Source organism: Polaribacter sp. Hel1_33_96 (assembly GCF_002846595.1).
Taxonomy (GTDB): domain Bacteria; phylum Bacteroidota; class Bacteroidia; order Flavobacteriales; family Flavobacteriaceae; genus Polaribacter.
Window position 1 is genome coordinate 250,624 of the sequence record NZ_PJMV01000001.1, and the last position, 26,337, is coordinate 276,960.

The 26,337-nt window shown below is 31.0% G+C and carries 26 protein-coding genes; 16 read left to right on the forward strand and 10 right to left on the reverse strand.

Annotated features, from left to right (window positions below):
• The first annotated feature begins 62 nt into the window (after positions 1 to 62).
• The 4 genes from ATE90_RS01160 to ATE90_RS01175 all read left to right on the forward strand — a co-directional run bounded on the left by ATE90_RS01160 (position 63) and on the right by ATE90_RS01175 (position 2,959).
• Positions 63 to 356 (forward strand): FoF1 ATP synthase subunit delta/epsilon, encoded by a 294-nt coding sequence (locus tag ATE90_RS01160; RefSeq protein ID WP_036782914.1) that lies wholly within the window; start codon positions 63 to 65, stop codon positions 354 to 356.
• A 387-nt stretch (positions 357 to 743) separates the two neighbouring features.
• Positions 744 to 1,139 carry a 30S ribosome-binding factor RbfA gene (gene rbfA, locus ATE90_RS01165; RefSeq protein ID WP_036782916.1) on the forward strand — a complete coding sequence of 132 codons (396 nt, stop codon included), beginning with the start codon at positions 744 to 746 and terminating at the stop codon, positions 1,137 to 1,139.
• Between the two features lie 48 nt (positions 1,140 to 1,187).
• Positions 1,188 to 2,357: an ABC transporter permease gene (locus tag ATE90_RS01170; protein ID WP_368073596.1), complete on the forward strand. Its 1,170-nt coding sequence runs from the start codon at positions 1,188 to 1,190 to the stop codon at positions 2,355 to 2,357.
• Positions 2,358 to 2,362: 5 nt separating this feature from the next.
• Positions 2,363 to 2,959, forward strand: coding sequence for a hypothetical protein (locus ATE90_RS01175; protein WP_036782922.1), 597 nt, complete (start codon positions 2,363 to 2,365; stop codon positions 2,957 to 2,959).
• Between the two features lies 1 nt (position 2,960).
• Here the strand turns inward: ATE90_RS01175 and dusB are convergent, their stop codons facing one another.
• Entirely contained in the window at positions 2,961 to 3,962 is a 1,002-nt protein-coding gene (gene dusB / locus ATE90_RS01180) for a tRNA dihydrouridine synthase DusB (RefSeq protein ID WP_036782924.1), read from the reverse strand.
• 22 nt (positions 3,963 to 3,984) lie between these two features.
• On the reverse strand, positions 3,985 to 5,208 hold the full coding sequence (locus ATE90_RS01185) for a M28 family peptidase (RefSeq protein ID WP_036782927.1): 1,224 nt from the start codon (positions 5,206 to 5,208) through the stop codon (positions 3,985 to 3,987).
• A 44-nt stretch (positions 5,209 to 5,252) separates the two neighbouring features.
• Between ATE90_RS01185 and ATE90_RS01190 the strand changes: the two genes are divergently transcribed.
• From ATE90_RS01190 to lepA, 3 genes are all read left to right on the forward strand, one after another.
• The gene (locus ATE90_RS01190) at positions 5,253 to 6,350 is read left to right on the forward strand and encodes a TolB family protein (RefSeq protein WP_036782929.1); all 1,098 of its coding nucleotides are present in this window, start codon (positions 5,253 to 5,255) and stop codon (positions 6,348 to 6,350) included.
• 271 nt (positions 6,351 to 6,621) lie between these two features.
• Positions 6,622 to 6,897 (forward strand): EF-hand domain-containing protein, encoded by a 276-nt coding sequence (locus ATE90_RS01195; protein ID WP_036782931.1) that lies wholly within the window; start codon positions 6,622 to 6,624, stop codon positions 6,895 to 6,897.
• Positions 6,898 to 7,007: 110 nt separating this feature from the next.
• Entirely contained in the window at positions 7,008 to 8,804 is a 1,797-nt protein-coding gene (gene lepA, locus ATE90_RS01200; protein WP_036782935.1) for a translation elongation factor 4, read from the forward strand.
• A gap of 82 nt (positions 8,805 to 8,886) precedes the next feature.
• On the opposite strand, the gene ATE90_RS01205 is transcribed toward lepA, so the two are convergent.
• The gene (locus ATE90_RS01205) at positions 8,887 to 9,585 is read right to left on the reverse strand and encodes a zinc metallopeptidase (RefSeq protein ID WP_036782938.1); all 699 of its coding nucleotides are present in this window, start codon (positions 9,583 to 9,585) and stop codon (positions 8,887 to 8,889) included.
• A 95-nt stretch (positions 9,586 to 9,680) separates the two neighbouring features.
• Between ATE90_RS01205 and ATE90_RS01210 the strand changes: the two genes are divergently transcribed.
• From ATE90_RS01210 to ATE90_RS01235, 6 genes are all read left to right on the forward strand, one after another.
• Positions 9,681 to 10,712: an asparaginase gene (locus ATE90_RS01210; RefSeq protein ID WP_036787985.1), complete on the forward strand. Its 1,032-nt coding sequence runs from the start codon at positions 9,681 to 9,683 to the stop codon at positions 10,710 to 10,712.
• 220 nt (positions 10,713 to 10,932) lie between these two features.
• Complete coding sequence (locus ATE90_RS01215) at positions 10,933 to 11,655, forward strand: MotA/TolQ/ExbB proton channel family protein (protein ID WP_036782942.1); 723 nt, start codon at positions 10,933 to 10,935, stop codon at positions 11,653 to 11,655.
• Positions 11,656 to 11,663: 8 nt separating this feature from the next.
• Positions 11,664 to 12,128, forward strand: a complete 465-nt coding sequence (locus ATE90_RS01220) for a hypothetical protein (RefSeq protein ID WP_081958131.1) — start codon at positions 11,664 to 11,666, stop codon at positions 12,126 to 12,128.
• A gap of 3 nt (positions 12,129 to 12,131) precedes the next feature.
• Positions 12,132 to 12,755, forward strand: a complete 624-nt coding sequence (locus tag ATE90_RS01225) for an ExbD/TolR family protein (protein WP_036782948.1) — start codon at positions 12,132 to 12,134, stop codon at positions 12,753 to 12,755.
• Positions 12,756 to 12,775: 20 nt separating this feature from the next.
• Positions 12,776 to 13,243 (forward strand): ExbD/TolR family protein, encoded by a 468-nt coding sequence (locus tag ATE90_RS01230; RefSeq protein ID WP_036782950.1) that lies wholly within the window; start codon positions 12,776 to 12,778, stop codon positions 13,241 to 13,243.
• Positions 13,244 to 13,356: 113 nt separating this feature from the next.
• Entirely contained in the window at positions 13,357 to 14,022 is a 666-nt protein-coding gene (locus ATE90_RS01235; RefSeq protein WP_052107475.1) for a porin family protein, read from the forward strand.
• Here the strand turns inward: ATE90_RS01235 and ATE90_RS01240 are convergent.
• The 7 genes from ATE90_RS01240 to pyrH form a co-directional block, all read right to left on the reverse strand.
• Complete coding sequence (locus ATE90_RS01240) at positions 14,017 to 14,496, reverse strand: hypothetical protein (protein ID WP_235317675.1); 480 nt, start codon at positions 14,494 to 14,496, stop codon at positions 14,017 to 14,019. The genes ATE90_RS01235 and ATE90_RS01240 overlap by 6 nt on opposite strands.
• A gap of 119 nt (positions 14,497 to 14,615) precedes the next feature.
• Complete coding sequence (gene rpoN, locus ATE90_RS01245) at positions 14,616 to 16,073, reverse strand: RNA polymerase factor sigma-54 (RefSeq protein ID WP_036782954.1); 1,458 nt, start codon at positions 16,071 to 16,073, stop codon at positions 14,616 to 14,618.
• Positions 16,074 to 17,507, reverse strand: a complete 1,434-nt coding sequence (gene asnS / locus ATE90_RS01250) for an asparagine--tRNA ligase (protein WP_036782957.1) — start codon at positions 17,505 to 17,507, stop codon at positions 16,074 to 16,076. It lies immediately after the preceding gene.
• Positions 17,508 to 17,900: 393 nt separating this feature from the next.
• Positions 17,901 to 18,629: a LuxR C-terminal-related transcriptional regulator gene (locus ATE90_RS01255; RefSeq protein WP_036782960.1), complete on the reverse strand. Its 729-nt coding sequence runs from the start codon at positions 18,627 to 18,629 to the stop codon at positions 17,901 to 17,903.
• A 209-nt stretch (positions 18,630 to 18,838) separates the two neighbouring features.
• Positions 18,839 to 21,214, reverse strand: a complete 2,376-nt coding sequence (locus tag ATE90_RS01260) for an efflux RND transporter permease subunit (protein ID WP_036782962.1) — start codon at positions 21,212 to 21,214, stop codon at positions 18,839 to 18,841.
• Between the two features lie 93 nt (positions 21,215 to 21,307).
• Complete coding sequence (gene frr / locus ATE90_RS01265; RefSeq protein ID WP_036782965.1) at positions 21,308 to 21,862, reverse strand: ribosome recycling factor; 555 nt, start codon at positions 21,860 to 21,862, stop codon at positions 21,308 to 21,310.
• Between the two features lie 27 nt (positions 21,863 to 21,889).
• Positions 21,890 to 22,597 (reverse strand): UMP kinase, encoded by a 708-nt coding sequence (gene pyrH / locus ATE90_RS01270; RefSeq protein WP_036782968.1) that lies wholly within the window; start codon positions 22,595 to 22,597, stop codon positions 21,890 to 21,892.
• Between the two features lie 212 nt (positions 22,598 to 22,809).
• On the opposite strand from pyrH, the gene tig reads away from it, so the two are divergent.
• The 3 genes from tig (at position 22,810) to clpX (ending at position 26,271) form a co-directional block, all read left to right on the forward strand.
• Positions 22,810 to 24,132 (forward strand): trigger factor, encoded by a 1,323-nt coding sequence (gene tig, locus ATE90_RS01275; protein ID WP_101450633.1) that lies wholly within the window; start codon positions 22,810 to 22,812, stop codon positions 24,130 to 24,132.
• Positions 24,133 to 24,280: 148 nt separating this feature from the next.
• A complete protein-coding gene (clpP, locus tag ATE90_RS01280) occupies positions 24,281 to 24,940 on the forward strand; it encodes an ATP-dependent Clp endopeptidase proteolytic subunit ClpP (RefSeq protein WP_036782973.1) in 660 nt (219 codons plus the stop codon).
• 95 nt (positions 24,941 to 25,035) lie between these two features.
• Positions 25,036 to 26,271 carry an ATP-dependent Clp protease ATP-binding subunit ClpX gene (gene clpX / locus ATE90_RS01285; protein WP_036782976.1) on the forward strand — a complete coding sequence of 412 codons (1,236 nt, stop codon included), beginning with the start codon at positions 25,036 to 25,038 and terminating at the stop codon, positions 26,269 to 26,271.
• The last annotated feature ends 66 nt before the right edge of the window (positions 26,272 to 26,337 follow it).

The following is a 26,337-nucleotide window of genomic DNA, read 5'->3' on the forward strand; positions in this document are numbered from 1 at the left end:
GAGTTTAAGGTTATTATTCATTAACCAAAAGCTAAAGGCTGAAAATTAAAAACGATATAAACATGTTTTTAGAAATAGTAACACCAGAGGCAATCTTATTTTCATCAGAAGTTGATTCATTTTCGGTTCCTGGCATTAATGGAGAGTTCCAAATGTTGAATAATCATGCACCAGTAGTTTCTATTTTAAGAGAAGGCACTGTTAAGGTTCATGTTCATTCGCAAGAACTTTCAGAGACTGATATAAGAAGTGGTCATTTGGAGACTGATACAGAAGATGATAAAATTCTATTATTATCAATAACTTCAGGAACTTTAGAATTAAATGATAACAAAGCTATTATTTTAGCTGACTAAGATTAGTCTTAATAATATTTAAAAAATCTCAAAACAGCCTGCTGTTTTGAGATTTTTTATTTCAAATTTTTCTTCAAACTTCTGATAATATCTTTTGCTAACAATCTCGGCGTATTTACAGAAGACACTTTTAAAACTTATTAAGGTGTGATTTTGTTTTCCTTGGATATTAGTTATTATGCTATTTTGAAAATTTGAAAAACTAGAACTTTAGGTTATCTGGAATTTTATTCATAAAAAAATGTTTTAAATATATGACTAACTGCTTTTATTGAAGATTAAATTAAGAAAATAATATCTTTTCTATATTTAATGTAGGAGTGTTATGATTAAATATGTGATTAAAATTAAAATTTACACTCTATAAAAATGTCGTAAATTTGCAATATGGAAGAAACAAACAGACAAAGAAAGATTGCAGGAGTTCTGCAAAAGGATTTGGTAGATGTATTGCAAAAAGCAGCGCAAGACGGAATGAAAGGGGTTATTATTTCTGTTTCTAAAGTTCATGTAACTTCAGATTTAGGTGTTGCGAAAGTATATTTAAGTGTTTTTCCGTCAGTAAATAGAGATGAGTTAATTAAAGGTGTACAGTCTAACACAGTGTTAATTCGTCACGAAATGGCTAAAAGGACGAAAAATCAATTACGTAGAATGCCAGAGTTACTCTTTTTTGGTGATGATACTTTAGATTATATAGAAGAAATTGATAAGTCTTTAAAGGGGGAAGATGAGAACCCTATTAAAAACCCTGAAGTATTACCAAGACGCGTAAAAAGATAAATTTAACCAACTTATTTGAATTTTTCTCTATACATAGCCAAAAGATATTTGTTTTCAAAGACAGGTAATAATACTATTAATATTATTACAATTATTGCTTCATTTGGTGTTATAGTCGGCTCTTTGGCATTGTTTATTATCCTTTCTGGGTTTTCAGGTCTTCGTACTTTTAGTTATAGTTTATTAGATGTCTCCGACCCCGATATTAAAGTATCTTCGGTAAAAGGAAAATCGTTCATAATTACAGACCATATTCAACAAATTTTAGATAGTAATGGTGCTATAAAATCAAGTTCTAAAGTAATCGAAGAACATGTTTTTTTAGAAGTTAAGGATAAAAGTGAGATTGCTTACATTAAAGGAGTGGAGCATAACTACACGAAGATTACGCAAATAGACGCTGCACTAGTGCAAGGTAATTGGTTAGATACTACTTTTGTAAATACGGCCGTTATTGGACGGTCAATTGCATATAAATTATCTTTAGGAATGGGAAGTTTTGAAGCACCTTTGCAAATTATGGTTCCAAAACCAGGTATCGGTTTCATTAATCCGAACAACGCATTTTATAAAACTAATGTTCAAATTGTTGGTTTATATTCGGGAACAGAAGAATTTGAAAGTAAATTTGTCTTTGTTACGTTAGCTCAAGCAAAAAAATTATTAAGGTTTAATGACAATCAAGTAACCGCTTTTGAGATGAAATTGAAAGAAGATGTAAACGCCCATACTTTTGCTGAAGAGATGCAAAAAGAACTTGGAAATGATTTTAAAGTGCAAACAAAGGAGCAATTAAATGAGGTCTTTTATAAGGTTATAAATACGGAAAACATTGTGTCTTACCTCATTTTTACATTAATTGTTATTATTGCATTGTTTAATGTAATTGGTGCAATTATTATGATGATTATTGATAAAAAAGATAATTTAAAAACCTTATTTAGTCTCGGGGCAACAGTAAAAGAAATAAAAACAATATTTGAATTTCAAGGATTTTTACTCACCTTTTTTGGGATGCTGATAGGTTTATCGATTGGTGTCATTTTAGTCTTTTTTCAAAAACAATTTGGGTTGTTTATGATTACGGAAAATTTGGCGTATCCGGTAGAATTTAGATATTCTAATTTAATTATTGTGATCGTTACAATCACTATTCTAGGCTTTATTGCTTCAAAAATTGCAATTAGCCGAATTTCTGAAGAGTTTATAGAAAAGTAAAGTTTATGAAAAATTGCCTATTCGTTGCTCTTTTTATACTCTTCTCTTGTTCTTCTTCAAAGGATAATAAAGCGAATAAATTATATCCTAATAATAATAATAAAAATCCTATTGAGAACATAAGAGCTTTAATTACGGAGAAAGAAAATCATTATATATATGAAACTAAAGATTTTTCATTAACACTGCCTTACAATTGGAGAAGTTATTTGGAGCCAACTGGTAGAGAACAAGTTTGGCATTCTCCATTTAAAAAAAATAAAGTTGAATCTGACATAAATTTATTTTTATACATTAAAAGGTCAAATAAAAAGGTTAGAAAAATAGCAGAGAGATTTAGAATCAGATTGAAGAATAACTTTAGATCAGACTATAAAGAATTGTCTACAATATTAAAATCAGAAGGTAAAGATTCAATAGGCCACTATTATAAAATAGTATTTTTTCACACTATTAATAAAGTTAGGTTTAAGAAAATAGTTTTTTTTTATAATTTAGAGGGAGGCAAGTATTTATTTTTAAGTAAAGCTTATCCAATAGATTCCCAAATTTTACAGCAAAGAGAAATAGATACAATTCTTAGTTCCCTAGTGATAAAGTGAATTATAGGAAATCAGGAATTAATTTATTACCAAATTTAGCCTCAACTTCGTCAAAAGCAGCAAAAACATCTTTTGCATCATCGGAAGTTACCATTTTCATTCTATACTCCTTGAAATGTGGAATTCCTTTAAAGTAATTGGTATAATGTCTTCTTGTCTCAAAAACACCTAAAATAGGTCCTTTCCAATCAATTGCCATTTGTAAATGCCTTCTTGCCATTCCTGTTCTTTGAGCAATTGTAGGTTTTCCTAAATATTCACCAGTTTTAAAATAGTGTTTTACCTCATTAAAAAACCATGGATAACCGATAGCAGCTCTTCCAATCATTGCGCCATCTAAACCAAACTTATCTCTCATTTCCATCGCTTTTTCTGGTGAAGTAATATCTCCATTTCCAAAAACAGGAATGTGCATTCTTTGATTGTTCTTTACTGCAGCAATGGGTTTCCAATCAGCATCTCCTTTATACATTTGCGCCCGTGTTCTTCCATGAATAGAGATCGCCGCGCAACCTACATCTTGCAAACGTTCTGCAACTTCAACAATTCTAATGGAATCATGATCCCAACCCAAGCGTGTTTTTACGGTTACAGGCAAGTTTGTGTGTTTAACCATGGCTTTCGTTAGAGAAACCATTAAATCAATATCTTTTAAAATTCCAGCTCCAGCGCCTTTAGAAACTACTTTTTTCACAGGACAACCAAAATTGATATCAATAATATCTGGATTTGATTTTTCTACAATCTCCACTGTTTTAAGCATTGATTCTAAATTAGCACCAAAAATCTGAATTCCTACCGGTCGTTCTTTTTCATAAATATCTAGTTTCATAACACTTTTTGCAGCATCTCTAATCAATCCTTCAGAAGAAATAAATTCAGTATAAACAACATCTGCACCGTTCTCTTTGCACAAAGCTCTAAATGGTGGATCAGAGACATCCTCCATTGGTGCAAGTAATAAAGGAAAGTCTGGTAATTCTATATTGCCAATTTTAATCATATTGTAAATTTCTATATTCTACTTAAAATTGAATCTTTTTTTCAACTTCTTCATCACCTCTTTTTACTACTACTTTGGTAGAATTTCCTTTTTCAAAAACAGATAAAGCTCTCATATAGCTCATCATATCCAAAACAATACTATCGCCTAACTGAATAACAATATCGCCTTTTTGTAAACCTGCTTTTTGTGCTGGCTTTTCTTCAGAAATACCATCAATTCTCATTCCTATTCCGTCAAACATGTAATCTGGAATTACACCTAAACCAACTTTAAATCTTGGTGTTTCTTCACTCTCGTTTTTTGTTTTTCTAAAAGTTAGTTTCCCATTGTCATCTAAATCTGAAATAATATTAAAGATATAATCACTTATGGTTTTCATTCCTTCATAATTCAGTTTTTCTGAATCATCACCGGGTTTATGATAGTCTTCATGCTGACCAGTAAAAAAATGCAATACAGGGATATCAGCTAAATAAAAACTTGTATGATCACTTGGTCCAACACCAGATTCTTGCTGTATTAATTTAAATCGATTGTTATGGGCTTTTAAAGTTTGTTTAAATATTGGTGAAGTCCCTGTGCCGTAAACTGCTAAAGCTGAATCCTTCTTTAAACGACCCACCATATCCATATTTATCATATAAGAAACTTTTTGAGTATCTACTGTTGGGTTTTTTACAAAATAATTAGAACCTAATAAACCCATTTCTTCTCCAGAAAAAGCCATAAAAAGGTAATTGTTTTTTGTATTTTTTGCTTTCAGCTTTGCTGCTAAATTTAATAAAATAGCCACTCCAGAGGCATTATCATCTGCACCATTATGGATTTCTTTAATAGAATCTCTGTATAAAGAACCTTCACCGCCAAAACCTAAATGATCAAAATGAGCCCCAATAATTACCATATTTTCTGCCTTATTGTCAATAAAACCAAGCACGTTATTTCCTGTAATAGTTCCGTCACCATTCACGTCAAATTTTATTGCTTCGTGCGGATTTGTCTTTGGCTTAAAAGTAAAAGGCTGCAGAAAGCCCTTTGTTCCTTTCGGAGTTAATTCAAGTTCTTGAAACCTTTTTTCTATATAACTGGCAGCTTCCTTTTCACCTTTTGTTCCAGTTTGTCTTCCTTCTAATTTATCAGAAGCTAAAAAGGTAACATCTTCTTTAATTCTAGTTTCTTGATTAATTGGTTGTTTACAAGAAATTAAAAAACATAAAAAGATTAAAAATAGGATGTTTCTCATGACGATAAATATTATTTTTGCAAAGTTAATTAATAATTGAGAAAATGAGAGTTGTTTATCTATTTGTATTTGCTATTATATTGATGTCTTGTAAAAATAATAAAAAAGACACAGAAACAAAATCAACAGAAAAAACTGTAGTAAACGACTCATTAATTTACCCAGAAGAAATTCATTTTAAAAGTTTAAGACAAGTAACTTTTGGTGGTGATAATGCAGAAGCCTATTGGAGTTTTGATGATAAGCAAATTGTTTTTCAGTCTAACAATACCAATTGGAATGTTAGTTGCGATCAAATGTTTTTAATGGATGCAGATGCTTCTTTTAGAGATAAGATGCCGCCAATGATTTCTACAGGAAAAGGAAGAACAACTTGTGCATATTTTTTGCCAGATAATAAACATATTATTTATGCTTCAACGCATTTAGTTGATGATCAATGTCCTGATGTTCCTTTGCGTAAAAACGGAAAATATATTTGGCCTGTATATGATAGTTTCGACATATTTGTAGCGGACTTACAAGGTAATATTGTTAAGCAATTAACCAATGAAAAAGGCTATGATGCAGAACCAACGGTTTCGCCAAAAGGGGATAAAATTGTATTTACATCAACTAGAAGTGGTGATTTAGAGTTATATACAATGAATATTGATGGTTCCGATGTGAAGCAAATTACAAATGAATTAGGTTATGATGGCGGTGCATTTTTTTCGCCAGATGGAACAAAAATAATCTTTCGCTCTTCTAGGCCAAAAACAAAAGCAGCGATAAAAGCTTATAAAGACTTGTTGGCAGAAGGTATGGTAGAACCTACAGAAATGGAACTTTATATTTGTAATGCAGACGGTTCTGAATTACGTCAATTAACCGACTTAGGAAATGCCAATTGGAGTCCGTTTTTTCATCCTTCAGGAAAAAAGATTTTATTTTCTTCAAACTTTGAAGCAGAAAGAGGGTTCCCTTTTAATTTATATTTAATAGATTTAGATGGAAAAAATTTAGAAAGAGTAACCCATGGAGAAACATTTGACGCTTTTCCTGTATTTTCCAATGATGGTAAAAAACTAGCTTTTTCTTCCAATAGAAATAATGGAGGTGGTAGAGATACCAACTTATTTATTGCAGAATGGCAAGACTAAAAGGATTGAAATTCTGAAATAAATAAAAAGAGATACCAACTTATTTATTGCAGAATGGCAAGACTAAAAGGATTGAAATTCTGAAATAAATAAAAAGAGATACCAACTTGTTTATTACAGAATGACTGGACTAGCGATATGGTTTTTTAGTTTTCATTTTCTCCTTGAGTGATTTTTGGTGAGATGAGAATACCTTTAAAATCTATGATTGCAGCATAAATAATTCAATTTTATTAATTATCTTAAGGCATTGTTAATTAAAGAATAAACTATGGGAGCAAAAGAGAGTATTTTAAGAAAAATTAGAATTTTAATTACAAATCAATTTGATACACCAGAAGAAGCTTTTAGTTTTTTTGATTCAGATAAAGATGGTAGATTAAAAGTTTCTGAAATAAAAAGGTTGTTAAAAGATGCTGAAGTAAATGGCTTTTTAAGAGGTATAGTTGCCAGCGAGTTATTAAAAGGATATGATAATTCTGGTGATGATACTATTAATTGGGAAGAGTTTAAAATAGCTATTTCAGAGCTAGAAAGAGATTTATAATTTTAAATACGTTAAGATTAAAGTACAATGAATTTCATTGTACTTTTTTTATTTGACAAGGTTTGTAAATAACATATCTTTGACAGTTGAAAGTAGTTAGAAAACAAAGTATGAAGAACATTAGGAACTTTTGCATTATCGCGCATATAGATCATGGTAAAAGTACATTAGCAGATAGATTGTTAGAATATACTGGTTCTGTATCAGATCGTGAAAAGAAAGATCAGCTATTAGATAATATGGATTTGGAACGTGAACGTGGGATTACCATAAAATCACATGCTATTCAAATGGATTTTGAACATAAAGGAGAAAAATTCATTTTAAATTTAATAGATACGCCAGGTCACGTCGATTTCTCTTACGAAGTTTCTCGTTCCATAGCAGCTTGTGAAGGTGCTTTACTTATAGTAGATGCTGCACAAAGCATACAGGCGCAAACAATTTCTAACTTATATTTAGCTTTAGAGAATGATTTAGAAATTATCCCTATTTTAAATAAAGTAGATTTACCTTCTGCGAATCCAGAAGAGGTAACTGATGATATTGTAGATTTATTAGGCTGTGATGCAGAAGAAGTAATTCACGCAAGCGGTAAAACAGGTTTTGGAGTAGATAATATTTTAGAGGCTATCATTGATAGAATACCAGCACCTCAAGGAGATCCGGATGGACCATTACAAGCCTTAATTTTCGATTCAGTTTACAATTCTTATAGAGGTATTGAAACGTATTTTAGAGTTTTAAACGGTGAAATAAAGAAAGGACAAGAGATAAAGTTTTTGGCAACGGGCAAAAATTATTTTGCTGATGAAGTTGGAACTTTAAAACTGGAACAGGTTGTAAAAAAATCTGTTAAAACTGGAGATGTAGGCTATTTAATTACGGGTATCAAAACGGCAAAAGAAGTAAAAGTGGGAGACACAATTACAGATGCAGCAAACCCGACAACCGAGACAATTGATGGTTTTGAAGATGTAAAACCAATGGTTTTTGCAGGTATTTATCCTGTAGACACCGAAGATTATGAAGAGTTGCGTTATTCTATGGAAAAATTGCAATTAAATGATGCCTCTTTAGTATTTCAACCAGAAAGTTCTGCAGCCTTAGGTTTTGGTTTTAGATGTGGATTCTTAGGAATGTTACACATGGAAATTATTCAAGAACGTTTAGAGCGTGAGTTTAACATGACAGTAATTACAACTGTGCCAAACGTTTCTTATCATGCGTACACAAAGAAAAATCCAGATGAGTTAATATTGCTTAATAACCCTACAGATCTGCCAGATCCATCAAGATTAGATAGGGTGGAAGAACCTTTTATTAAAGCATCAATTATTACAAAGTCAGATTTTGTTGGTCAAGTAATGAGTTTGTGTATAGAAAAACGTGGTCAAATTACAAATCAAACTTATTTAACAACCCAAAGAGTAGAATTAATTTTTGAAATGCCATTAGCAGAAATTGTTTTTGACTTTTACGATCGTTTAAAAACGGTTTCTAAAGGATATGCATCTTTTGATTATCATCCAATAGGTATGAAAGAATCTAAATTGGTAAGAGTAGATATTCTATTAAACGGTTCGCCTGTAGATGCACTTTCTGCTTTATTACATGCAGATAATGCTTATACAATTGGTAAAAAGATAGTTGAGAAATTAAAGCAATTAATACCAAGACAACAGTTCGATATTCCTATTCAGGCCGCAATTGGAGCAAAAATTATTGCAAGAGAAACTACAAAAGCCTTGCGTAAAGATGTTACTGCAAAGTGTTACGGTGGAGATATTTCTCGTAAGCGTAAATTATTAGAAAAACAGAAAAAAGGTAAGAAAAGAATGCGTCAAGTTGGTAATGTAGAAATTCCGCAAGAAGCATTTATGGCTGTTTTAAAGTTGAATGATTAATAAGCAAAATGCTCTCATTTTTATCGAGAGCATTTGAATAACCATTAATGTCATTACAAAAGAGTTAAAAATATCTTAAATATTAATCTCTCCCTCCTAAAATTTGCATTGCCCAATATAATAACATTGCTAAAGACCCAAGGGCAGCAACTAAATAAGTTCTGGCAGCCCATTTTAAAGCATCGGTTGCACCTGCTAATTCCTGTTGAGAAACCATGTTTTTGTTTTGTAACCAAGCTAAAGCTCTATTACTGGCATCATATTCTACAGGAAGTGTTATGAAACTAAACAATGTTGCAAAGCCCATAAAAATTAAACCTAAAATGGCAATATAAAACCCAATTCCTGTTGCACCAGAAGCGGCACCTAAAATGATTCCTCCGATTACTAACCATTGCGAAAATTTAGAGGTAATACTTACGATTGGTACTAATTGAGAACGCATTGTTAAATAACTGTATGCTTTTGCGTGTTGCACTGCATGGCCGCATTCATGAGCAGCAACTGCTGCTGCTGCTGCGTTTCTTTGGTTGTAAACAGACTCACTTAAATTAACTGTTTTATCTTTTGGGTTGTAATGATCTGTTAATCTACCAGGAGTAGAAATTACTTTTACATCATAAATTCCATTGTCAGAAAGCATTTTTTCTGCAATTTCTGCTCCACTCATTCCATTTCTTAACTGAACTTTGGAATATTTTTTAAATTTACTTTTCAATTTATTACTAACCAACCAGCTTACTAAAGAAATAGCACCAATTAAAATATAGAATCCCATCATAATTTATATTGTTTTAAATTTTTATATCATTTTTGTTTGATAAATTTACAACATAAAGTATTCCAATGTATTGTTTGGGGTATAAAAATGACAAAATGACAAACAAACCTAATATATTACTTGTATACACTGGCGGTACTATCGGCATGATCAAAGACTATCAAACAAACGCTTTAAAGGCTTTTGATTTTAGTCAGATTGTAGAAAATATTCCTGAATTGGAGCAATTAAGCTGTAATATAAAAACCATTTCTTTTGATGAACCCATAGATTCATCAAACATGAATACAAGGTTTTATATAGATATTGTTGAGATTATTGAAGAGAATTATAAAAATTTTGATGGTTTTGTAATATTAACAGGTTCAGATACTATGTCATATACGTCTTCTGCCATTAGTTTTATGATTGAAAATTTACAAAAACCAATCATATTCACAGGTTCTCAATTGCCAATTGGTGATTTACGAACAGATGCGAAAGAAAACTTAATTACTTCAATAGAAATAGCTTGTGCTAGAAAAAAAGACAAGCCAATAATTTCTGAAGTATGCTTGTATTTTGAGTATAAGTTATATAGAGCAAACAGAACTACAAAGATTAATGCAGAACAGTTTGAAGCCTTTGCCTCTATGAATTATCCTCCTCTAGCAGAAAGTGGAGTTCATCTTAGTTTTAGTGAACATTATATTTACAAACCTTTAAAAGACAAAAAGGAATTAATAATAAGAAAAAAACTAATAACAGATGTTTTAATATTGAAACTTTTTCCGGGAATAACAGAGAAAGTTGTAAAAAGTATGTTGAGCATAGATGGTCTAAAAGGTGTGGTCTTAGAAACTTATGGATCAGGGAATGCGCCCGATGAAACTTGGTTTGTTACCTTGCTGAAAGAGGCAATATTTAAAGATATTAGAATTATTAATGTTACACAATGTAATGGAGGACATGTAAATCAAGGTCATTATGAAACGAGTGTAGCTTTAAAACAAATAGGTGTTGTCAATGGAAAAGATATAACAACTGAATCGGCGATTGCAAAATTAATGTACTTATTAAGTGAAGATTTATCCGAGGAAGAATTTAAGTCTTACTTTGAAAAATCATTAAGAGGAGAAATTTCTTAGATCTTAAAAAGAAAGAAAAAAGTAAAGAATTGCAAAAGGAAACTGCCAAAATATTATAAATAGGAGAAAAAAAATTTTTTTATGCATAACTTTTTTTGTTACTTGGCGGTCTCTTAAATAAGATAGCAAAGATTCTTTGAAAAAAAAAAGAAAGTATCTTTATTTGAGTTGAAAATTTATATCTTTAACCCGTTAACTATTAAAATTAATTATAACAAAGATGAAAAAAGTAGTAAATGTCTTATCTGTAACAGGATTTATGTTTTTTGGAGCTATTCAATCAACTTTCGCTCAAGAAGCAGCAACAGAAGCGCAAACTTTTCACCAAGTTTTAAAGCAAAACTTTATCGATGGTGGTCCAGGATTTATGGGAATTGTATTAGTAGCATTAATTTTAGGATTAGCTATTTCCATTGAAAGAATTATTTATTTAAACATGGCAACGACTAATACTAAAAAGTTGTTAGCAAATGTAGATGATGCTTTAAGCTCTGGTGGAGTAGAAGCTGCTAAAGAAGTTTGTAGAAATACAAAAGGACCAGTTGCTTCAATTTTTTATCAAGGTCTTGATAGAGTAGATGAAGGCGTAGAAGAAGCTGAAAAAGCAGTTGTTTCTTACGGTGGTGTTCAAATGGGTCAATTAGAGAAAAACGTTTCATGGATTTCTTTATTTATTGCATTAGCACCAATGCTTGGTTTTATGGGTACTGTAATTGGTATGATTGGAGCCTTTAATGACATTGCTGTCGCAAATGATATTTCTCCAGCAGTAGTTGCAGGAGGTATTAAAATAGCTTTATTAACAACTGTATTTGGTCTTATTGTGGCTATTATTCTTCAGATTTTTTATAACTATATCGTTGCAAAAATCGATAGTATTGTAAATAATATGGAAGACGCGTCTATCTCTTTGGTAGATTTATTAGTAAAGTATAAAAAATAATACTCAATATGAAAAGTAATAAAATTTTAAATTTTGTAATTGCTGCAATAGCTATTATTGGTGGTATTCTTTTCATAAGAATTTTTATGGAAGACGCTGAGGAAATTGTAGATAATGTAGATAATTTGCAAAACACAGTAGTCAGTCCATTAATCTCTTATTCGTATTGGTTATTTATTGCGGCTGTTGTAATTACAATTGGACTTTCTTTATGGAGTTTGATTAGAAACCCAGAAAATTTAAAGAAAACTCTAGGAGGATTAGCGGTATTAGGCGTTTTACTAGCCGTTGCTTACTTCCTGTCTGATAGTAATGCAGTATATAATGCTGCCGGAAATATTGAGCCAGGAGGAGAAGAAGGTTCTTCTATTAACCATTGGGTTGGCACAGGAATATGGTATAGTATTATCTTAGGAGGTATAGCGGGCATATTTTTTGTTTGGGATTTGTTAAAAGGATTAGTTAAATCATAAACTATGGCAAGAAGAGAAAATCCAGAAATTAATGCAGGTTCTATGGCAGATATAGCCTTTCTGTTATTAATTTTCTTCTTAGTAACAACTACTATGAATGTAGATTCAGGTGTGTCTAAGAAGCTGTCAGAAAAGCCACCAGCAGATTACGTTCCGCCTGTAATTAAAGAGAAGAATATTTTTGAGGTTAATATTAACAGAAATAATGAACTTCTTGTTGAAGGAGAGCGTATGGATGTGAAAGATATCAAAGAAGCTGCTATAAAATTTATAGATAACGGAGGTGGTCTAGGAAAACCTGGTGAAGATGGTTCTCCTGGTGAACCTTGTGACTATTGTGAAGGAGATAGAAGTGACTCTTCCTCAGATCATCCAAATAAAGCAATTATATCTGTCCAAAGTGATAGGGGTACTGAATATGGTACTTATATTAAAGTACAGAATGAGCTTTTAAGAGCCTATACAGTTCTTAGAAATAGATTGTGTACAAAGCGTTATAAGATGTCGTTTGATGAACTAGAAGAAACTTACAAGGACAATAAAAGTAACGAAGATTTAAAGAAAAAAGTTGAAGATATTAAGAAATCATATCCTCAAATTATTTCTGATGCGGAACCAACATCGTAATTAATTTTAAAATTTAACACATGTCTAAATTTAGAAAGAAGAAAAAGGGAATGCCAGCTGTAAATACAGCAGCCTTGCCAGATATCGTTTTTATGTTGTTATTCTTCTTCATGGTAACTACTACTATGAGAGAGACAGACTTAAGAATTGAAAATCCTAGATTACCGAGTGCATCTGAAGTTAAAAAATTAGAGCATAAGAGTTTAGTTTGTACTATTTATGTTGGTAAATCAAAAGATGCTAGTAAGCATGGGGTTGGTTATAATAAAATTCAGTTAAATGACAAGATTGCTTCGGCTGATCAGGTTCCTGCTTTTATTATTAATGCAAGATCGAAAGTTTCTGAAGCGGAGGTTCCTTTTATGACAACTTCTATCAAAGCAGACAAAGAATCTAATGTAGGTACAATTACGGATATTAGATTGAAATTAAGAGATGTAAATGCACTTAAAATTAGTTATTCAGCTTCGAAGGGTGCGGAGAATTAATCATATAATGTCATAAAAAAAAGGGTAATTCATTTCGAATTACCCTTTTTTTATGAAAAAAATTTAATTTTTTCATTTTGAAATATTGTATATTTATCTTTCGCTCAATTAGTATGAATAGATTAGTTTACTTAATATTTTGTGTGCTTAGCGCTTCTCAGATATTTGCGCAAAAAGACTCTTTGCAATTAGGAGATAACTATGCTGAAGACCAGATTTACGCCTCTATATCGTATGCTCAATTCTTTAAACAGCCCGTAGGAGTCTCTAAAAGTGGTTTCTCTTATAGCATCTCCACTGGTTTTATGAAGGATGTTATTTTGAATCAAAAAGGAAGCTTTTCTTTTGCAGTAGGTGTTGGGTATGGCTTTGATTTTTTTAATCACAACATCGAAGTTCGAGAAATTAATGATGAAACTATTTTTGCTACTGCCGTTGGTACTAGTTCTAACACATTCAAATCTCACAATTTAGAGTTCCCATTTGAGTTGAGATGGCGCACATCAAACGCAATAAAGTATGATTTTTGGCGAATTTATGCAGGTGTTAAGTTTTTATATAACATGTCTCATAAGTTCGGTTTTATTGAAGACAATAAAAGTTTTAGTTATAAAAATTTGAGTGCATTCAGTAAACTTCAGTATGGATTAACCCTTTCTGCGGGTTATGATGTATTCAATATTAATATATTTTATGGGTTAACACCTATTTTTGATAGCGCAGAACCGGCCATGGATACGAGTGTTTTAAAGTTTGGTTTGATATTTTATATCTTATAAGAAATAATTCAAACTAAAACTTGAGAAAACACCGATAAAAAAACCAATATAGATTTCTCTGGTAGTATGCTTCTTTAAATTCAATCTTGCGCTTGCTAATAGACCTGAAAGTAGTATTGTAACGATGATGGTAATCGTAAAGGATTGCGCATAATATCTACTTAAAACCATAAAAAAACCAACGCAGATACCAAATGAAAGTAAATGTACACTTGCTTTTATTTTGAAATTATAAAGTATATAAATTAAAAATAATCCTAAAGAAGTTGTATAAAAAAGAAACCCTAAATCTCTTAAGTTAGGAATGGTGATTAATGAATTTCCTAAGAAATAAAAAACTATCGTCATTAAAGCGATTGGTAACTTCCGTTCTTTTATACTCTCTGTTTGGAAGTTCTTTATAAATCTAATTTTTTTTAAAATGATTAAACCTAATAAAGGGATTAAATAACTAGCTACAAAGACTAAGCTCAATACTGTTACTTTATGACTATGTGAAAGGTTGTTCTTAATCAATAAAAAATATAATATTACCACGATAGTGGGTATTACAATTGGATGCAAAAGAGTGGATATGAGTTTATAAAATCGCACTATATTTCTTTACGTAGTCGAGCCACAGGCAGCTCTAATTGCTCACGATATTTAGCAATAGTTCTTCTTGCAATTGGATATCCTTTTTCTTTTAAAATTACAGATAATTTCTCATCTGTTAAAGGTTTTCTTTTATCTTCTTCGTGTATAACAGTTTCTAATATTTTTTTAATTTCTTTTGTTGAAACATCTTCCCCTTGATCATTTTTCATTGATTCAGAAAAGAACTCTTTAATTAATTTTGTTCCATAAGGAGTAGATACAAATTTACTGTTAGCGACTCTAGACACCGTTGACACATCCATGTTAATTTTATCAGCAATATCTTTTAAAATCATAGGTTTTAATTTGCGTTCATCACCAGTTAAAAAATAATCATGTTGATACTGCATAATCGTATTCATAGTGATTAATAAGGTCTGCTGACGCTGTTTGATGGCATCTATAAACCACTTTGCAGAATCTAGTTTTTGTTTGATAAAAAAGACAGCATCTTTTTGAGATTTACTTTTGACAGTAGATTCTTGATACCCTTTTAGCATGTTATTATATTCTCTAGAGATATGCAGTTCTGGAGCGTTTCTTGAGTTTAATGTTAAATCTAATTCACCTTCTAAAATTTTAATAGAAAAATCAGGAACAATTTGCTCTGCTATTTTGTTATTACCTGCATAAGAACTTCCAGGTTTTGGGTTTAATTTTGAAATTTCAGTATTTACCTCTTTCAGGATTTCTTCTGAAATATTGAATTTTTCTTGGAGCTTTTGATAGTGCTTTTTTACAAAGTGATCAAAAGCATCTTCTAAAATGCCGATTGATAAACTTCTAATTTTATTTTTTTCTTTCGCTTTTAATTGAATTATCAAACACTCTTTGAGATCCCTAGCTCCAACGCCAACAGGATCTAAACTGTGAACTACTTTGGTTAATATTGTAATTACTTTTTCTTCAGTTGTAAATACATTTGCCGTAAAAGCTAAGTCATCCACTAGGTCAATAATTTCTCTTCTAATATAACCACTATCATCAATGCTACCTACAAGAAATTCTGCAATTACACGTTCTTCTTCATCTAACCTAAAGGTATTTAATTGATTTTTTAAAGATTGATGAAAAGTTGTTCCTGCTGCATAAGGAACGTTTTTTTCTTCATCATCTGCTGAATAATTGTTAGCTTGTGTTTTGTAACTAGGTATGTCATCATCACTTAAATACTCATCAATGTTTATGTCGTCGGCTTCAATTTTTTCATTTCCAGCGTCCTCATATTCATTAGATAGATCATCATCTATAGCATCTGATTCTTCTTTACCAGTATCTAAAGCTGGGTTTTCTTCAATTTCTTGTTTTAAACGTTCTTCAAAAGCTTGCGTAGGCAACTGAATTAGCTTCATCAACTGAATTTGTTGAGGAGATAATTTTTGTAATAGTTTGTATTGTAAGCTCTGCTTTAGCATTTAAAAATCTGCATTTTGAGGTGTCCTTGGAAAAGGAATTACATCCCTAATATTACTCATTCCTGTAACAAATTGAACCAAACGCTCAAAACCTAAACCAAAACCAGAATGCACAGCAGATCCGAATTTACGTAAATCTAAATACCACCAAAGTTCATCCTCTTCAATATTAAGAGCTTTCATTTTTTCAATTAAAACATCGTAACGTTCTTCTCTTTGACTTCCGCCTACAATTTCTCCAATTCCGGGAAACAAAACATCCATAGCTCTAACCGTTTTTCCATCATCATTTAAGCGCATATAAAAGGCTTTGATATCTGCTGGATAATCAAATAAAATTACAGGACATTTAAAGTGTTTTTCAACTAAAAAACGCTCGTGTTCTGATTGTAGATCTGCGCCCCACTCATTAATTGGAAACTGAAATTTTTTCTTTTTATTGGGTTTACAATTTCTTAAAATATCGATAGCTTCCGTGTAAGAAACACGTTTAAAATTATTGTCTGCTACAAAACGTAATTTTTCTAATAGATTTAATTCACTTCTTTCAGCTTGAGGTTTACTTTTTTCTTCTTGTGTTAAACGCTGGTCTAAAAAAGCCAAATCATCTTTACAGTTTTCTAAAATATCATTAATTACATATTTAATGAAATCTTCAGCCAAATCCATATTCCCATCTAAATCCATGAAAGCAACTTCTGGCTCAATCATCCAAAATTCTGCTAAATGACGAGTTGTATTCGAGTTTTCTGCCCTAAATGTTGGACCAAAGGTATAAGCTTTCCCTAAAGACATTGCAAAAGTTTCTGCTTCTAACTGTCCGGAAACTGTTAAATTGGTTTCCTTGCCAAAAAAGTCTTTTGAATAATCAATTTTGCCATCTTCAGTTAATGGTGCTTTGTTGTCTTCAAAAGTAGTAACCCTAAACATTTCTCCTGCACCTTCAGCATCAGAACCAGTTACTATTGGTGTGTTTACGTAGTTAAAACCATTTTCTTGAAAATATTTATGGACAGCAAAAGATAATTTAGATCGCACACGCATTACGGCACTAAATGTGTTTGTTCTAACTCTTAAATGAGCATTTTCTCTTAAAAATTCGAAGCTATGTTTTTTAGGTTGTATTGGATATTCGTCAGGATTAGAGTCTCCAAGTATTTTAATTTCAGAAACTTGAACTTCAAAAGTTTGGCCTCTTCCTTGACTTTCAACTAAAGTTCCTTTTACACATATTGCCGCGCCAGTTGTTATTCTTTTTAAAGTTTCTTCTGAGGTGTTTTCAAAGTCGATAACACATTGTATGTTTTTTATTGTAGAACCATCATTTAGAGCAATAAAACGGTTGCTTCTAAAGGTTCTTACCCAACCTTTTAACTCTACTTCTTGTAAAACTAAATCCGAGTTTAAAATTTCGGCAACGTTTTTCTCTTTCATCTCTGTCTATTGTTTGATTTGATTCTAAATATTTGTACTCAAATGTAAAGATACTTTTTTAAGGTAAAATGAGCAATGAAGAAATGCCAATAAAATTATAACTTTATAAATTGTCTATTTGCACGGAAGTAAAATAGCAAGAACATTGCTTTTAAATGGATATTTCAGGGACTAGGGGTTTGTTTTATTGGGAAAAGAATCAACAGGAAGTGCAGTCTAGATATATGTTTAGCTGGTGGCCAATTTAGGGCTATTCAGTTAAGATTTTTGGGATCTTTACTTATTAGAAGATAATCAAATTCTGAAGTGTTTTTGTACCCAATAAAAACAATTTGCTATATATTTATAGGTAAGAACTCAAGGATTCAATTCTAAAGTTGGAAAAAAATATTTTTATAAAATATGGTTGTCATGAGCAAAACTTATAAGGTGTGGTAAGCTCTTTACATTAAATCTCTTGTATAGCGGAATAATTCTTTTTTCGATAGCGGATTGACTAACCTTTAATTTATTGGCAATTTCTTTAAAGGCGTATCCTTTAGCTGCTAATTCTAAAGCTTCCTTTTCTTTTCTTGAAATTCCCAATTCATTGAATAATTGCTCATTAAGAGACTCTTCGAATAACGATGTTATTGGACCAAAGGCTGCATATTGCATGATGTTACCCAATTTTCTAGAGTGAATTCTTTCTGAAATTCCAATTATTTCTAAAATAGTGCCATTTTTAGATTTATGAATGCCCGCTCTAGAAAATAATGGTATAATTTCTCCGTTTTTATGAATTTTTTCAAGTTCAATTGTAAAACTATATTTGTCTAAATCTACTTTAATATTTTTTATATATTGTAATGCCTTGTCTGTAAATTCGTTAGAAAAATTAGAATGTCTTTCAGAAGTTAGACGGATAAGTTTTAAAAGCGTAATTTCTTCATCTTTATAACCTAACATTTTATCCCAACCATGAGCATATAACATTCTATTTTTTACAAAAGAGTATACATAAATGGCTTGTCCAGTAAATTGTGGTACTTTTTCTTTACATTTTTGGTATTCAGAGTCATTGGAATCAAATGGTATATCTGAAACTATTTCTCTAGTATATTTTCCAAAATCATTTTTCATGTTACAATATAGAAAAAAAACTGTGTAAAAACACAGTTGATTAGTAACTATTAGTGCGCTACATTTGTAAAAAATTATATTGAACAAGGAAAATTACAAAAATTGCTTTGAAAAAGAATTTTTAAAATTGTTGCTCTTAGATTAAGATAAAATATTCTTAGAATCTAAATAGCAAAAAACCTTTACTATCTGCAATAGTAAAGGTTTTTTTATTTCTCAATTTTATCTTCTTTTGGAGGAATGATTTTCAATGAAGGCTCTTTAAATACTTTTTTGTTAGCAATTTTCTTTTCGAAAGTTAACAGCAAAGAAGGTAATAACAGTAAGTTAGATACCATCGCTAATAATAGAGTTATAGAAACTAAGCCTCCTAAAGCGATTGTGCCTCCAAAACTTGAAAGTGTAAACACTAAAAAACCAAAAAACAAAACAATAGAGGTATAAAACATACTCACTCCAGTTTCGCGCAAAGCGGCATAAACTGAAGGTTTTATTCGCCATTTATTCGCAATTAATTCTTGCCTATATTTTGCTAAAAAATGTATAGTATCATCCACTGATATGCCAAAAGCAATACTAAAAACTAAAATTGTTGATGGTTTAATTGGGATGTCAAAAAAGCCCATTAATCCTGCTGTTATTAATAGAGGAAGAATATTTGGTAGCAAAGAAATCAAAATCATTTGTGGTGATCTAAACATCCAGGCCATGAAAATTGCAATTAAAATAATGGCCAAGGATAGGGAGAAAACTAAATTTTTGATCAAATAATTAGTTCCTTTTATAAAAACTAATGCTTTTCCTGTAATAGAAACTGAGTATTTATCGGAAGGAAATTCTTTGTTGATGACCGCTTTTAGCCGCTCTTGAATAACATCCATTTTATCAGTACCAATATCTTTCATAAAGGTTGTTATTCTTGCGTAACGCCCTGTAGAATCAACAAAATTCTTTAACATTCCTGCATCACTATTTGAGTTTTTAGTGTAAGAGAAAATATAATTTTGTTCTTGACTCGTAGGTAATTGATAATATTTAGGATTTCCATTATAATAAGCCTGTTTTGTGTATTTTATCAAATTTACAACAGAAATAGGTTTAGATAATTCAGGAAAAGTTTCTATAGTCTCATTAATTTTATCCATCTTTTTTAAGGTGGATAATTTCATAACTCCTTTATCTTTTTTCGTGTCAATTAAAATTTCTAAAGGCATAATTCCACCAAACTCTTTTTCAAAGAATTTAATATCTTTATAAAAATCCATGCTTTTTGGCATGTCTTCAATTAAGCTTCCGGAAACTTTAATTTTATAAACTCCAATAATTCCCAGTATTATAATCGCTACGGTTGCGATATAGATAGTAATTCGTTGCTCCTTTACGGCTCTTTCCATCCAATTAACAACATTTTCAATCCATCTTCTTTCAAGATGATTTAAATGCTTCTTTTTTGGAAGCGGCATAAAACTATAGATAATTGGAATAATCAATAAAGCCAAAATAAAGATGCTAATGATATTTACAGAAGCTAAAATTCCGAATTCACGTAATAAATCACTTTTTACAAAAACAAAAGTTGCAAAACCAGATGCCGTTGTAATATTGGTCATTAAAGTGGCGTTACCAATTTTAGAAATTACACGTTGCAAAGCCTTCGCTTGTTGTCCATGTTTTTTAATTTCTTGCTGATATTTGTTGATAAGAAAAACAGCATTTGGCACTCCAATAACTATGATTAAAGGGGGTATTAATGCCGATAAAACTGTGATTTCATATCGAAATAAACCGATAAAACCGAGCGCCCAAATTACACCAATTGATACTACTAAAAGTGTAATAAAAGTAGCTCTAAAAGATCTAAAAAAGAAGAAGAAAATGATAGCCGTAATTCCTAATGCACCTCCAACGAATAGGACAATTTCATTTTGTATATTTTGAGCGTTTATTGTTCTTATGTATGGCATTCCAGAAATACGAACATCTAAATTGTTCTCTTTTTCAAACTTTTCAATAGTCGGAATTAGTGTTTCAAAAATAAAATCTCGACGTTTCGGAGTGTTTACAATTTCTTTATTAATATAAATAGCAGTTTGTAGAGTTCCTGTTTTTTTATTAAAAAGTAAATTATCATAAAAAGGTAGCTTCTCAAAAAGCTGCTTTTTAATCTCTAAAACTTCTTTTTTTGTAATTGGATCTTTCTCATACAAAGATTCTAAAATAAATTTTCTTTTTTTTCTATCTGCTTTCAGTTTTTGAACATCAGCAATAGAAAGTGTAAAATCTATTTCTTTTAAATCTTTAAATTTTGTTACTAAGTTGTTCCAAGCATTAAATTTTTGTGGTGTAAAAACTGTAGAATCTTGAACACCAAGAATTACTAGGTTTCCTTCTTCTCCAAAAATCTCTAAAAACTTATTGTATTCTAAATTAGCTTTATGATTTTTTGGTAATAAGTTTGCCTCTGTATATGAAAATTTCATATACTTCATCTGTGTTGCTAATAAACCAGTAATGATCGCAATGACCAATAATACCAAGTAGCGGTTTCTTAAAATTATACCCGCAACTTTTGTCCAGAAATTCATTTTTTTATTTTTGCAAAGTTAATTAAATTGCAGTAAGTTTTGAAAGTAAAAAAGAGTGTTTTAAGACACTCCTTTTTTTTAATTTCTATTCATTTATACAGTCATTATTTCCTTCTCTTTTAAAGAAAGGATGCCTTCAATATTTTTTACAAAAGCGTCTGTCATTTTCTGAACATCATCTTCTGCAATTTTTTTCATATCATCAGAAATATCTGTTTTTTTGATATCGTTATTTGCATTTTTACGTGCATTTCTAACACCCACTTTAGCGTGTTCTGCCTCAGCTTTAGATTGCTTAGCTAAACCAATTCTACGTTCTTCTGTAAGAGGTGGTACATTAATCATAATTATATCACCATTATTCATAGGGTTTAAACCAAGATTTGCTATTTGAATTGCTTTTTCAATTGCTTGTAACATGCTTTTTTCCCAAGGCTGAATACTTAATGTTCTTGGATCTGGCGTGTTTACATTGGCAACTTGTGCAAGAGGGGTTTGAGATCCATAGTAATCAACCATTACTGTTCCTAACATTGCAGGTGTCGCTTTTCCTGCTCTAATTGAGCGTAATTCCTTTTCTAAATGCTCAATTGCATTACTCATTGCTTCTTTAGCAGTATCTAGAATAAATTCAATTTCTTCGTTCATCTTTTTAAAATTTAAAGATTTTGATTCTTAATTGTTAACTATGGTACCAATTTTTTCTCCAGAAACTAATTTCATTAAGTTTCCGTTTTTGTTCATGTCAAAGATGATTATTGGTAATTTATTTTCTTCACTTAAAGTAAAGGCAGTCATATCCATAACTTTTAAACCTTTGGAAATAACATCTTTAAAAGTTATCGTTTCAAATTTAATTGCATTCTTATCCTTTTCAGGATCTACATTATAAACGCCATCTACTCTAGTTCCTTTTAAAATGGCATCAGCATTAATTTCAATAGCTCTTAAAACTGCAGCTGTATCCGTGGTAAAATAAGGGTTTCCTGTGCCAGCACCAAATATTACTACACGTCCTTTTTCTAAATGTCTAATTGCTTTTCTTTTAATATAAGGCTCTGCAACTTCTTTTATTTCTAAAGCCGTTTGCAAACGCGTTTTAACATCTTCATCTTCAAGAGCACTCTGCAGTGCTAAACCATTTATGCATGTTGCTAGCATACCCATGTGATCTCCTTGAACACGATCCATACCATTACTTGCACCAGCAACCCCTCTAAAAATATTTCCACCACCAATCACAATAGCTACTTCAATTCCTTTTGCTACAACTTCTTTAATTTCTTTTGCATATTCTGAAAGACGTTTAGGATCTATACCATATTGTCTATCCCCCATTAACGCTTCACCACTTAATTTTAAAAGAATTCTTTTATATTGCATTTAGTATTTTTTTGATAATTCCCCTTATAATTCGGGATTAATGTTATGCAAAATTACATAAATTTTTTATTTTTTTTAAATACGTCTTGCAGTTTTGTTTTATTTTTTTAAATAAAACGAATTTGCTGAAATTGAAGTATTTAAACTTTTGTAAGGTTAATTAAATTGATTAATTTTGCAGTCGATTTTTTAAGAACTAGACATAATAAGAAATGAATATTACAAAAGAAAACATAGATGCATTAAATGCAGTTGTAAAAGTTGATATAGTTGCTGGAGATTACCAAGAAAAAGTGACAGAGTTATTAACAGATTATCGTAAAAAAGCGGATATTCCAGGTTTCAGAAAAGGGCATGTACCCATGGGGATGATAAAAAAGCAATATGGAAAATCGATAATGATAGATGAAGTTAACAAGCTTTTACAAGAATCTTTAAATAAATTTTTAGCAGAAGAGAAATTAGATATTTTAGGAAACCCTATTCCAAGAATAAAAGAAAATTTTGATTGGGATGCAGAGACTTTTTCTTTTGAATTTGAATTAGGTTTGGTTCCGGAATTTGAAATCGATTTAAGCCAAAAAAATAAAATAAAGCAGTATAATATAGTTGCCACTGATTCTTTAATTGACGAGGAAGTTAAGAACATTCAAACCCGTTACGGAAAAATGAGTTCGTTAGACGAGGCTACTGAGCATTCTAATGTTACAGGAACTTTTATAAATGAGGAAAAAGAAATCAATAAAAAATCTACTTTTTTAGTTAACGATTTAAAAGGAAAGAAAAACGAAAAGAAAGTTATTGGTGCAAAGGTGGGAGATGTTATTGCATTAGAGACTAAAAAATTGTTTGAAGATGATCATAAATTAGAGCAGATTTTAGGTGTTGCCCATGATGTAATTCATGATTTAGATATTACGGTTACTTTTACAGTTGAGGACATTACAAAAACCGAACCAGCAGATTTAGATAAGGAGTTATTTGATAAATTATTTGCTGACGGAAGTGTAACTACTGTAACGGAATTAAGAGAGAAAATAAAGGAAGATGCAGAAAAGCAATTTCAACAACAAGGAGATCAACAGTTATTAAATGCAATTACAGAGTATTTAGTAGAGAACACAAAGTTTGATTTACCTTCGGAATTCTTGCAAAAATGGTTAGCAACAGCTGGCGAAAAACCATTAACAGCCGATGAGGCGGAAGCAGAATATAAAAAATCTGAAAAAGGATTGCGTTATCAATTAATCGAAGGGAAGATTATGAAAGATAATGATATTAAATTAGAGTACGCAGAATTAGTAGAGTATGCAAAAGGATTTATTCGCACACAAATGGCTCAATTCGGGAATATGAATCCAGAAGAAAAAGAATTAGAGGATATTGCAGGCAGAATCTTACAAAATCAAGAAGAGGCACAGAAATTGCAATCTCAATTAATTAGTCAAAAACTATTAGGGTTTTTCAAAGAGAAGATTAGCTTTAAAACGAAAGAAGTTTCCTATGAAGACTTTATTAAAGAAGTTTACAAATAGTGAAATTAAATTCTGATCTTGTACTCAGAATCTAACGATAATAGAAACCTGAATTGAAAAATTTAGGTTTTTTTAGCTAGTTACATTAACAAAAAACTAACAAATACTTTCTTATCTTTACAGTATAAATATTTAAAAGAATCACAAAATGGATTACGGAAAAGAGTTCGAAAAATATGCGACCAAACATCATGGAATAAATAGCACACATTTTGGTAAAATTACAAGTAGTTTAACACCATATATTATGGAAGAACGTCAGATGAACATCACTCAAATGGATGTTTTTTCACGTTTAATGATGGATAGAATTATCTTTTTAGGAACAGGAATTAATGATCAAGTAGCTAATGTTATCCAAGCTCAGTTATTGTTTTTAGAAAGTGTAGATGCGAATAAAGATATTTCAATTTATATTAATTCCCCTGGTGGAGGAGTATATGCAGGTTTAGGGATTTATGACACCATGCAATTTATAAAGCCAGATGTAGCAACAATTTGTACAGGTATGGCAGCTTCTATGGGTGCTGTTTTAATGTGCGCAGGAGCCGCAGGGAAACGTTCTGCATTGCCGCACTCTAGAGTTATGATTCATCAACCTTTAGGAGGTGCACAAGGGCAGGCTTCTGATATTGAAATTACCACAAGAGAAATTTTGAAATTGAAAGATGAATTGTATGCAATTATTGCAAAACATTCAGGACAAACTATAGAGAAAGTTCACGACGATTCTGATAGAGATTATTGGATGAAAGCGGAAGAAGCAAAAGCTTACGGGATGATTGATGAAGTTTTAGTAAGAAAATAAAACAGTTTTGTCATTTTGAATAGCATGAAGCCCTCTCTTTTTAAAAGTGAGATCAATTCATGAATTCGTCGTGACTAAACAGAGAGAAGGATATAATGTCAAAAGAAGAAAGTTTAGAATGTTCATTTTGTGGACGAAAAAAAGTAGAAACAGACCTGCTTATTGCGGGTATGGATGCTCATATTTGCGATAAATGTATTGAGCAAGCTCATGGAATTGTAGAAGAAGAGGTTTCGGATTCAAAAACTAGCAGTTTGTCTAAAGATTTAATTCTAAAAAAGCCTCAAGAAATTAAAAAGTTTTTAGATCAATACATTATTGGTCAAGTAGAGACTAAACGTGCAATGGCCGTTGCAGTGTATAATCACTACAAGCGTTTGTTGCAAGTAGAAGATGAGGATGAAGTAGAAATTGAAAAATCGAATATCATTTTAGTTGGTGAAACCGGAACAGGAAAAACACTAGTCGCAAAAACAATTGCAAAAATGTTAAATGTGCCCTTTTCTATTGTAGATGCTACCGTATTAACGCAAGCTGGTTATGTAGGAGAAGACGTAGAAAGTATTTTAAGTAGATTGCTGCAAGCTGCAGATTATGATGTAGAAAAGGCAGAAAGAGGTATCGTTTTTATTGATGAAATTGATAAAATTGCGAGAAAAGGAGATAACCCTTCGATAACTAGAGATGTTTCTGGTGAGGGGGTTCAGCAAGCCTTATTGAAATTATTAGAAGGAACAGTTGTAAATGTTGCACCAAAAGGAGGAAGAAAACATCCAGAGCAAAAATTTATTGAAGTAAATACTCAAGATATTTTATTTATTGCAGGAGGTGCTTTTTCAGGGATAGATAGAATTATAAGTAAGCGATTAAACATGCAAGCTGTTGGTTTTAGCGCTTCTTTAGACGAGGATAAAGTTGATCATGAAAATTTATTACAATATATTATTCCTTCAGATTTAAAAGCTTTCGGCTTAATTCCTGAGATTATTGGACGTTTACCGGTATTAAGTTATATGAATCCTTTAGATGCAGAAACGTTGCGGGCAATTTTAACAGAACCTAAAAATTCGATTATTAAACAATACGCAAAATTATTTGTAATGGATGATGTTGAGTTTACAATTACAGAAGGTGCTTTAGGTTATATTGTTGGAAAAGCGGTAGAATATAAATTAGGAGCAAGAGGTTTACGCTCTTTATGTGAAGCGATATTTACAGATGCAATGTTCGATTTACCAAGTTCTGATGAAAAAGAATTTAAAGTAACTAAAAATTATGCTGAGGCTAAATTATCAAATTCGACTTTAAAGAAATTAAGAGCAGCATCTTAATTTTAAAAATTAAATAAAATAAGCCTCACTAAATTCAATTAGTGAGGTTTTTTATTTTAGAAAGAT

Bases quoted from the DNA above. Each gene is read 5' to 3' on its own strand.
- ATE90_RS01160 (WP_036782914.1), top strand. From the start codon at position 63: ATGTTTTTAGAAATAGTAACACCAGAGGCAATCTTATTTTCATCAGAA.
- rbfA (WP_036782916.1), top strand. From the start codon at position 744: ATGGAAGAAACAAACAGACAAAGAAAGATTGCAGGAGTTCTGCAAAAG.
- ATE90_RS01175 (WP_036782922.1), top strand. From the start codon at position 2,363: ATGAAAAATTGCCTATTCGTTGCTCTTTTTATACTCTTCTCTTGTTCT.
- dusB (WP_036782924.1), bottom strand. From the start codon at position 3,962: ATGATTAAAATTGGCAATATAGAATTACCAGACTTTCCTTTATTACTT.
- ATE90_RS01185 (WP_036782927.1), bottom strand. From the start codon at position 5,208: ATGAGAAACATCCTATTTTTAATCTTTTTATGTTTTTTAATTTCTTGT.
- ATE90_RS01190 (WP_036782929.1), top strand. From the start codon at position 5,253: ATGAGAGTTGTTTATCTATTTGTATTTGCTATTATATTGATGTCTTGT.
- ATE90_RS01195 (WP_036782931.1), top strand. From the start codon at position 6,622: ATGGGAGCAAAAGAGAGTATTTTAAGAAAAATTAGAATTTTAATTACA.
- lepA (WP_036782935.1), top strand. From the start codon at position 7,008: ATGAAGAACATTAGGAACTTTTGCATTATCGCGCATATAGATCATGGT.
- ATE90_RS01205 (WP_036782938.1), bottom strand. From the start codon at position 9,585: ATGATGGGATTCTATATTTTAATTGGTGCTATTTCTTTAGTAAGCTGG.
- ATE90_RS01210 (WP_036787985.1), top strand. From the start codon at position 9,681: ATGACAAACAAACCTAATATATTACTTGTATACACTGGCGGTACTATC.
- ATE90_RS01215 (WP_036782942.1), top strand. From the start codon at position 10,933: ATGAAAAAAGTAGTAAATGTCTTATCTGTAACAGGATTTATGTTTTTT.
- ATE90_RS01220 (WP_081958131.1), top strand. From the start codon at position 11,664: ATGAAAAGTAATAAAATTTTAAATTTTGTAATTGCTGCAATAGCTATT.
- ATE90_RS01225 (WP_036782948.1), top strand. From the start codon at position 12,132: ATGGCAAGAAGAGAAAATCCAGAAATTAATGCAGGTTCTATGGCAGAT.
- ATE90_RS01230 (WP_036782950.1), top strand. From the start codon at position 12,776: ATGTCTAAATTTAGAAAGAAGAAAAAGGGAATGCCAGCTGTAAATACA.
- ATE90_RS01235 (WP_052107475.1), top strand. From the start codon at position 13,357: ATGAATAGATTAGTTTACTTAATATTTTGTGTGCTTAGCGCTTCTCAG.
- rpoN (WP_036782954.1), bottom strand. From the start codon at position 16,073: ATGCTAAAGCAGAGCTTACAATACAAACTATTACAAAAATTATCTCCT.
- asnS (WP_036782957.1), bottom strand. From the start codon at position 17,507: ATGAAAGAGAAAAACGTTGCCGAAATTTTAAACTCGGATTTAGTTTTA.
- ATE90_RS01255 (WP_036782960.1), bottom strand. From the start codon at position 18,629: ATGAAAAATGATTTTGGAAAATATACTAGAGAAATAGTTTCAGATATA.
- ATE90_RS01260 (WP_036782962.1), bottom strand. From the start codon at position 21,214: ATGAATTTCTGGACAAAAGTTGCGGGTATAATTTTAAGAAACCGCTAC.
- frr (WP_036782965.1), bottom strand. From the start codon at position 21,862: ATGAACGAAGAAATTGAATTTATTCTAGATACTGCTAAAGAAGCAATG.
- pyrH (WP_036782968.1), bottom strand. From the start codon at position 22,597: ATGCAATATAAAAGAATTCTTTTAAAATTAAGTGGTGAAGCGTTAATG.
- tig (WP_101450633.1), top strand. From the start codon at position 22,810: ATGAATATTACAAAAGAAAACATAGATGCATTAAATGCAGTTGTAAAA.
- clpP (WP_036782973.1), top strand. From the start codon at position 24,281: ATGGATTACGGAAAAGAGTTCGAAAAATATGCGACCAAACATCATGGA.
- clpX (WP_036782976.1), top strand. From the start codon at position 25,036: ATGTCAAAAGAAGAAAGTTTAGAATGTTCATTTTGTGGACGAAAAAAA.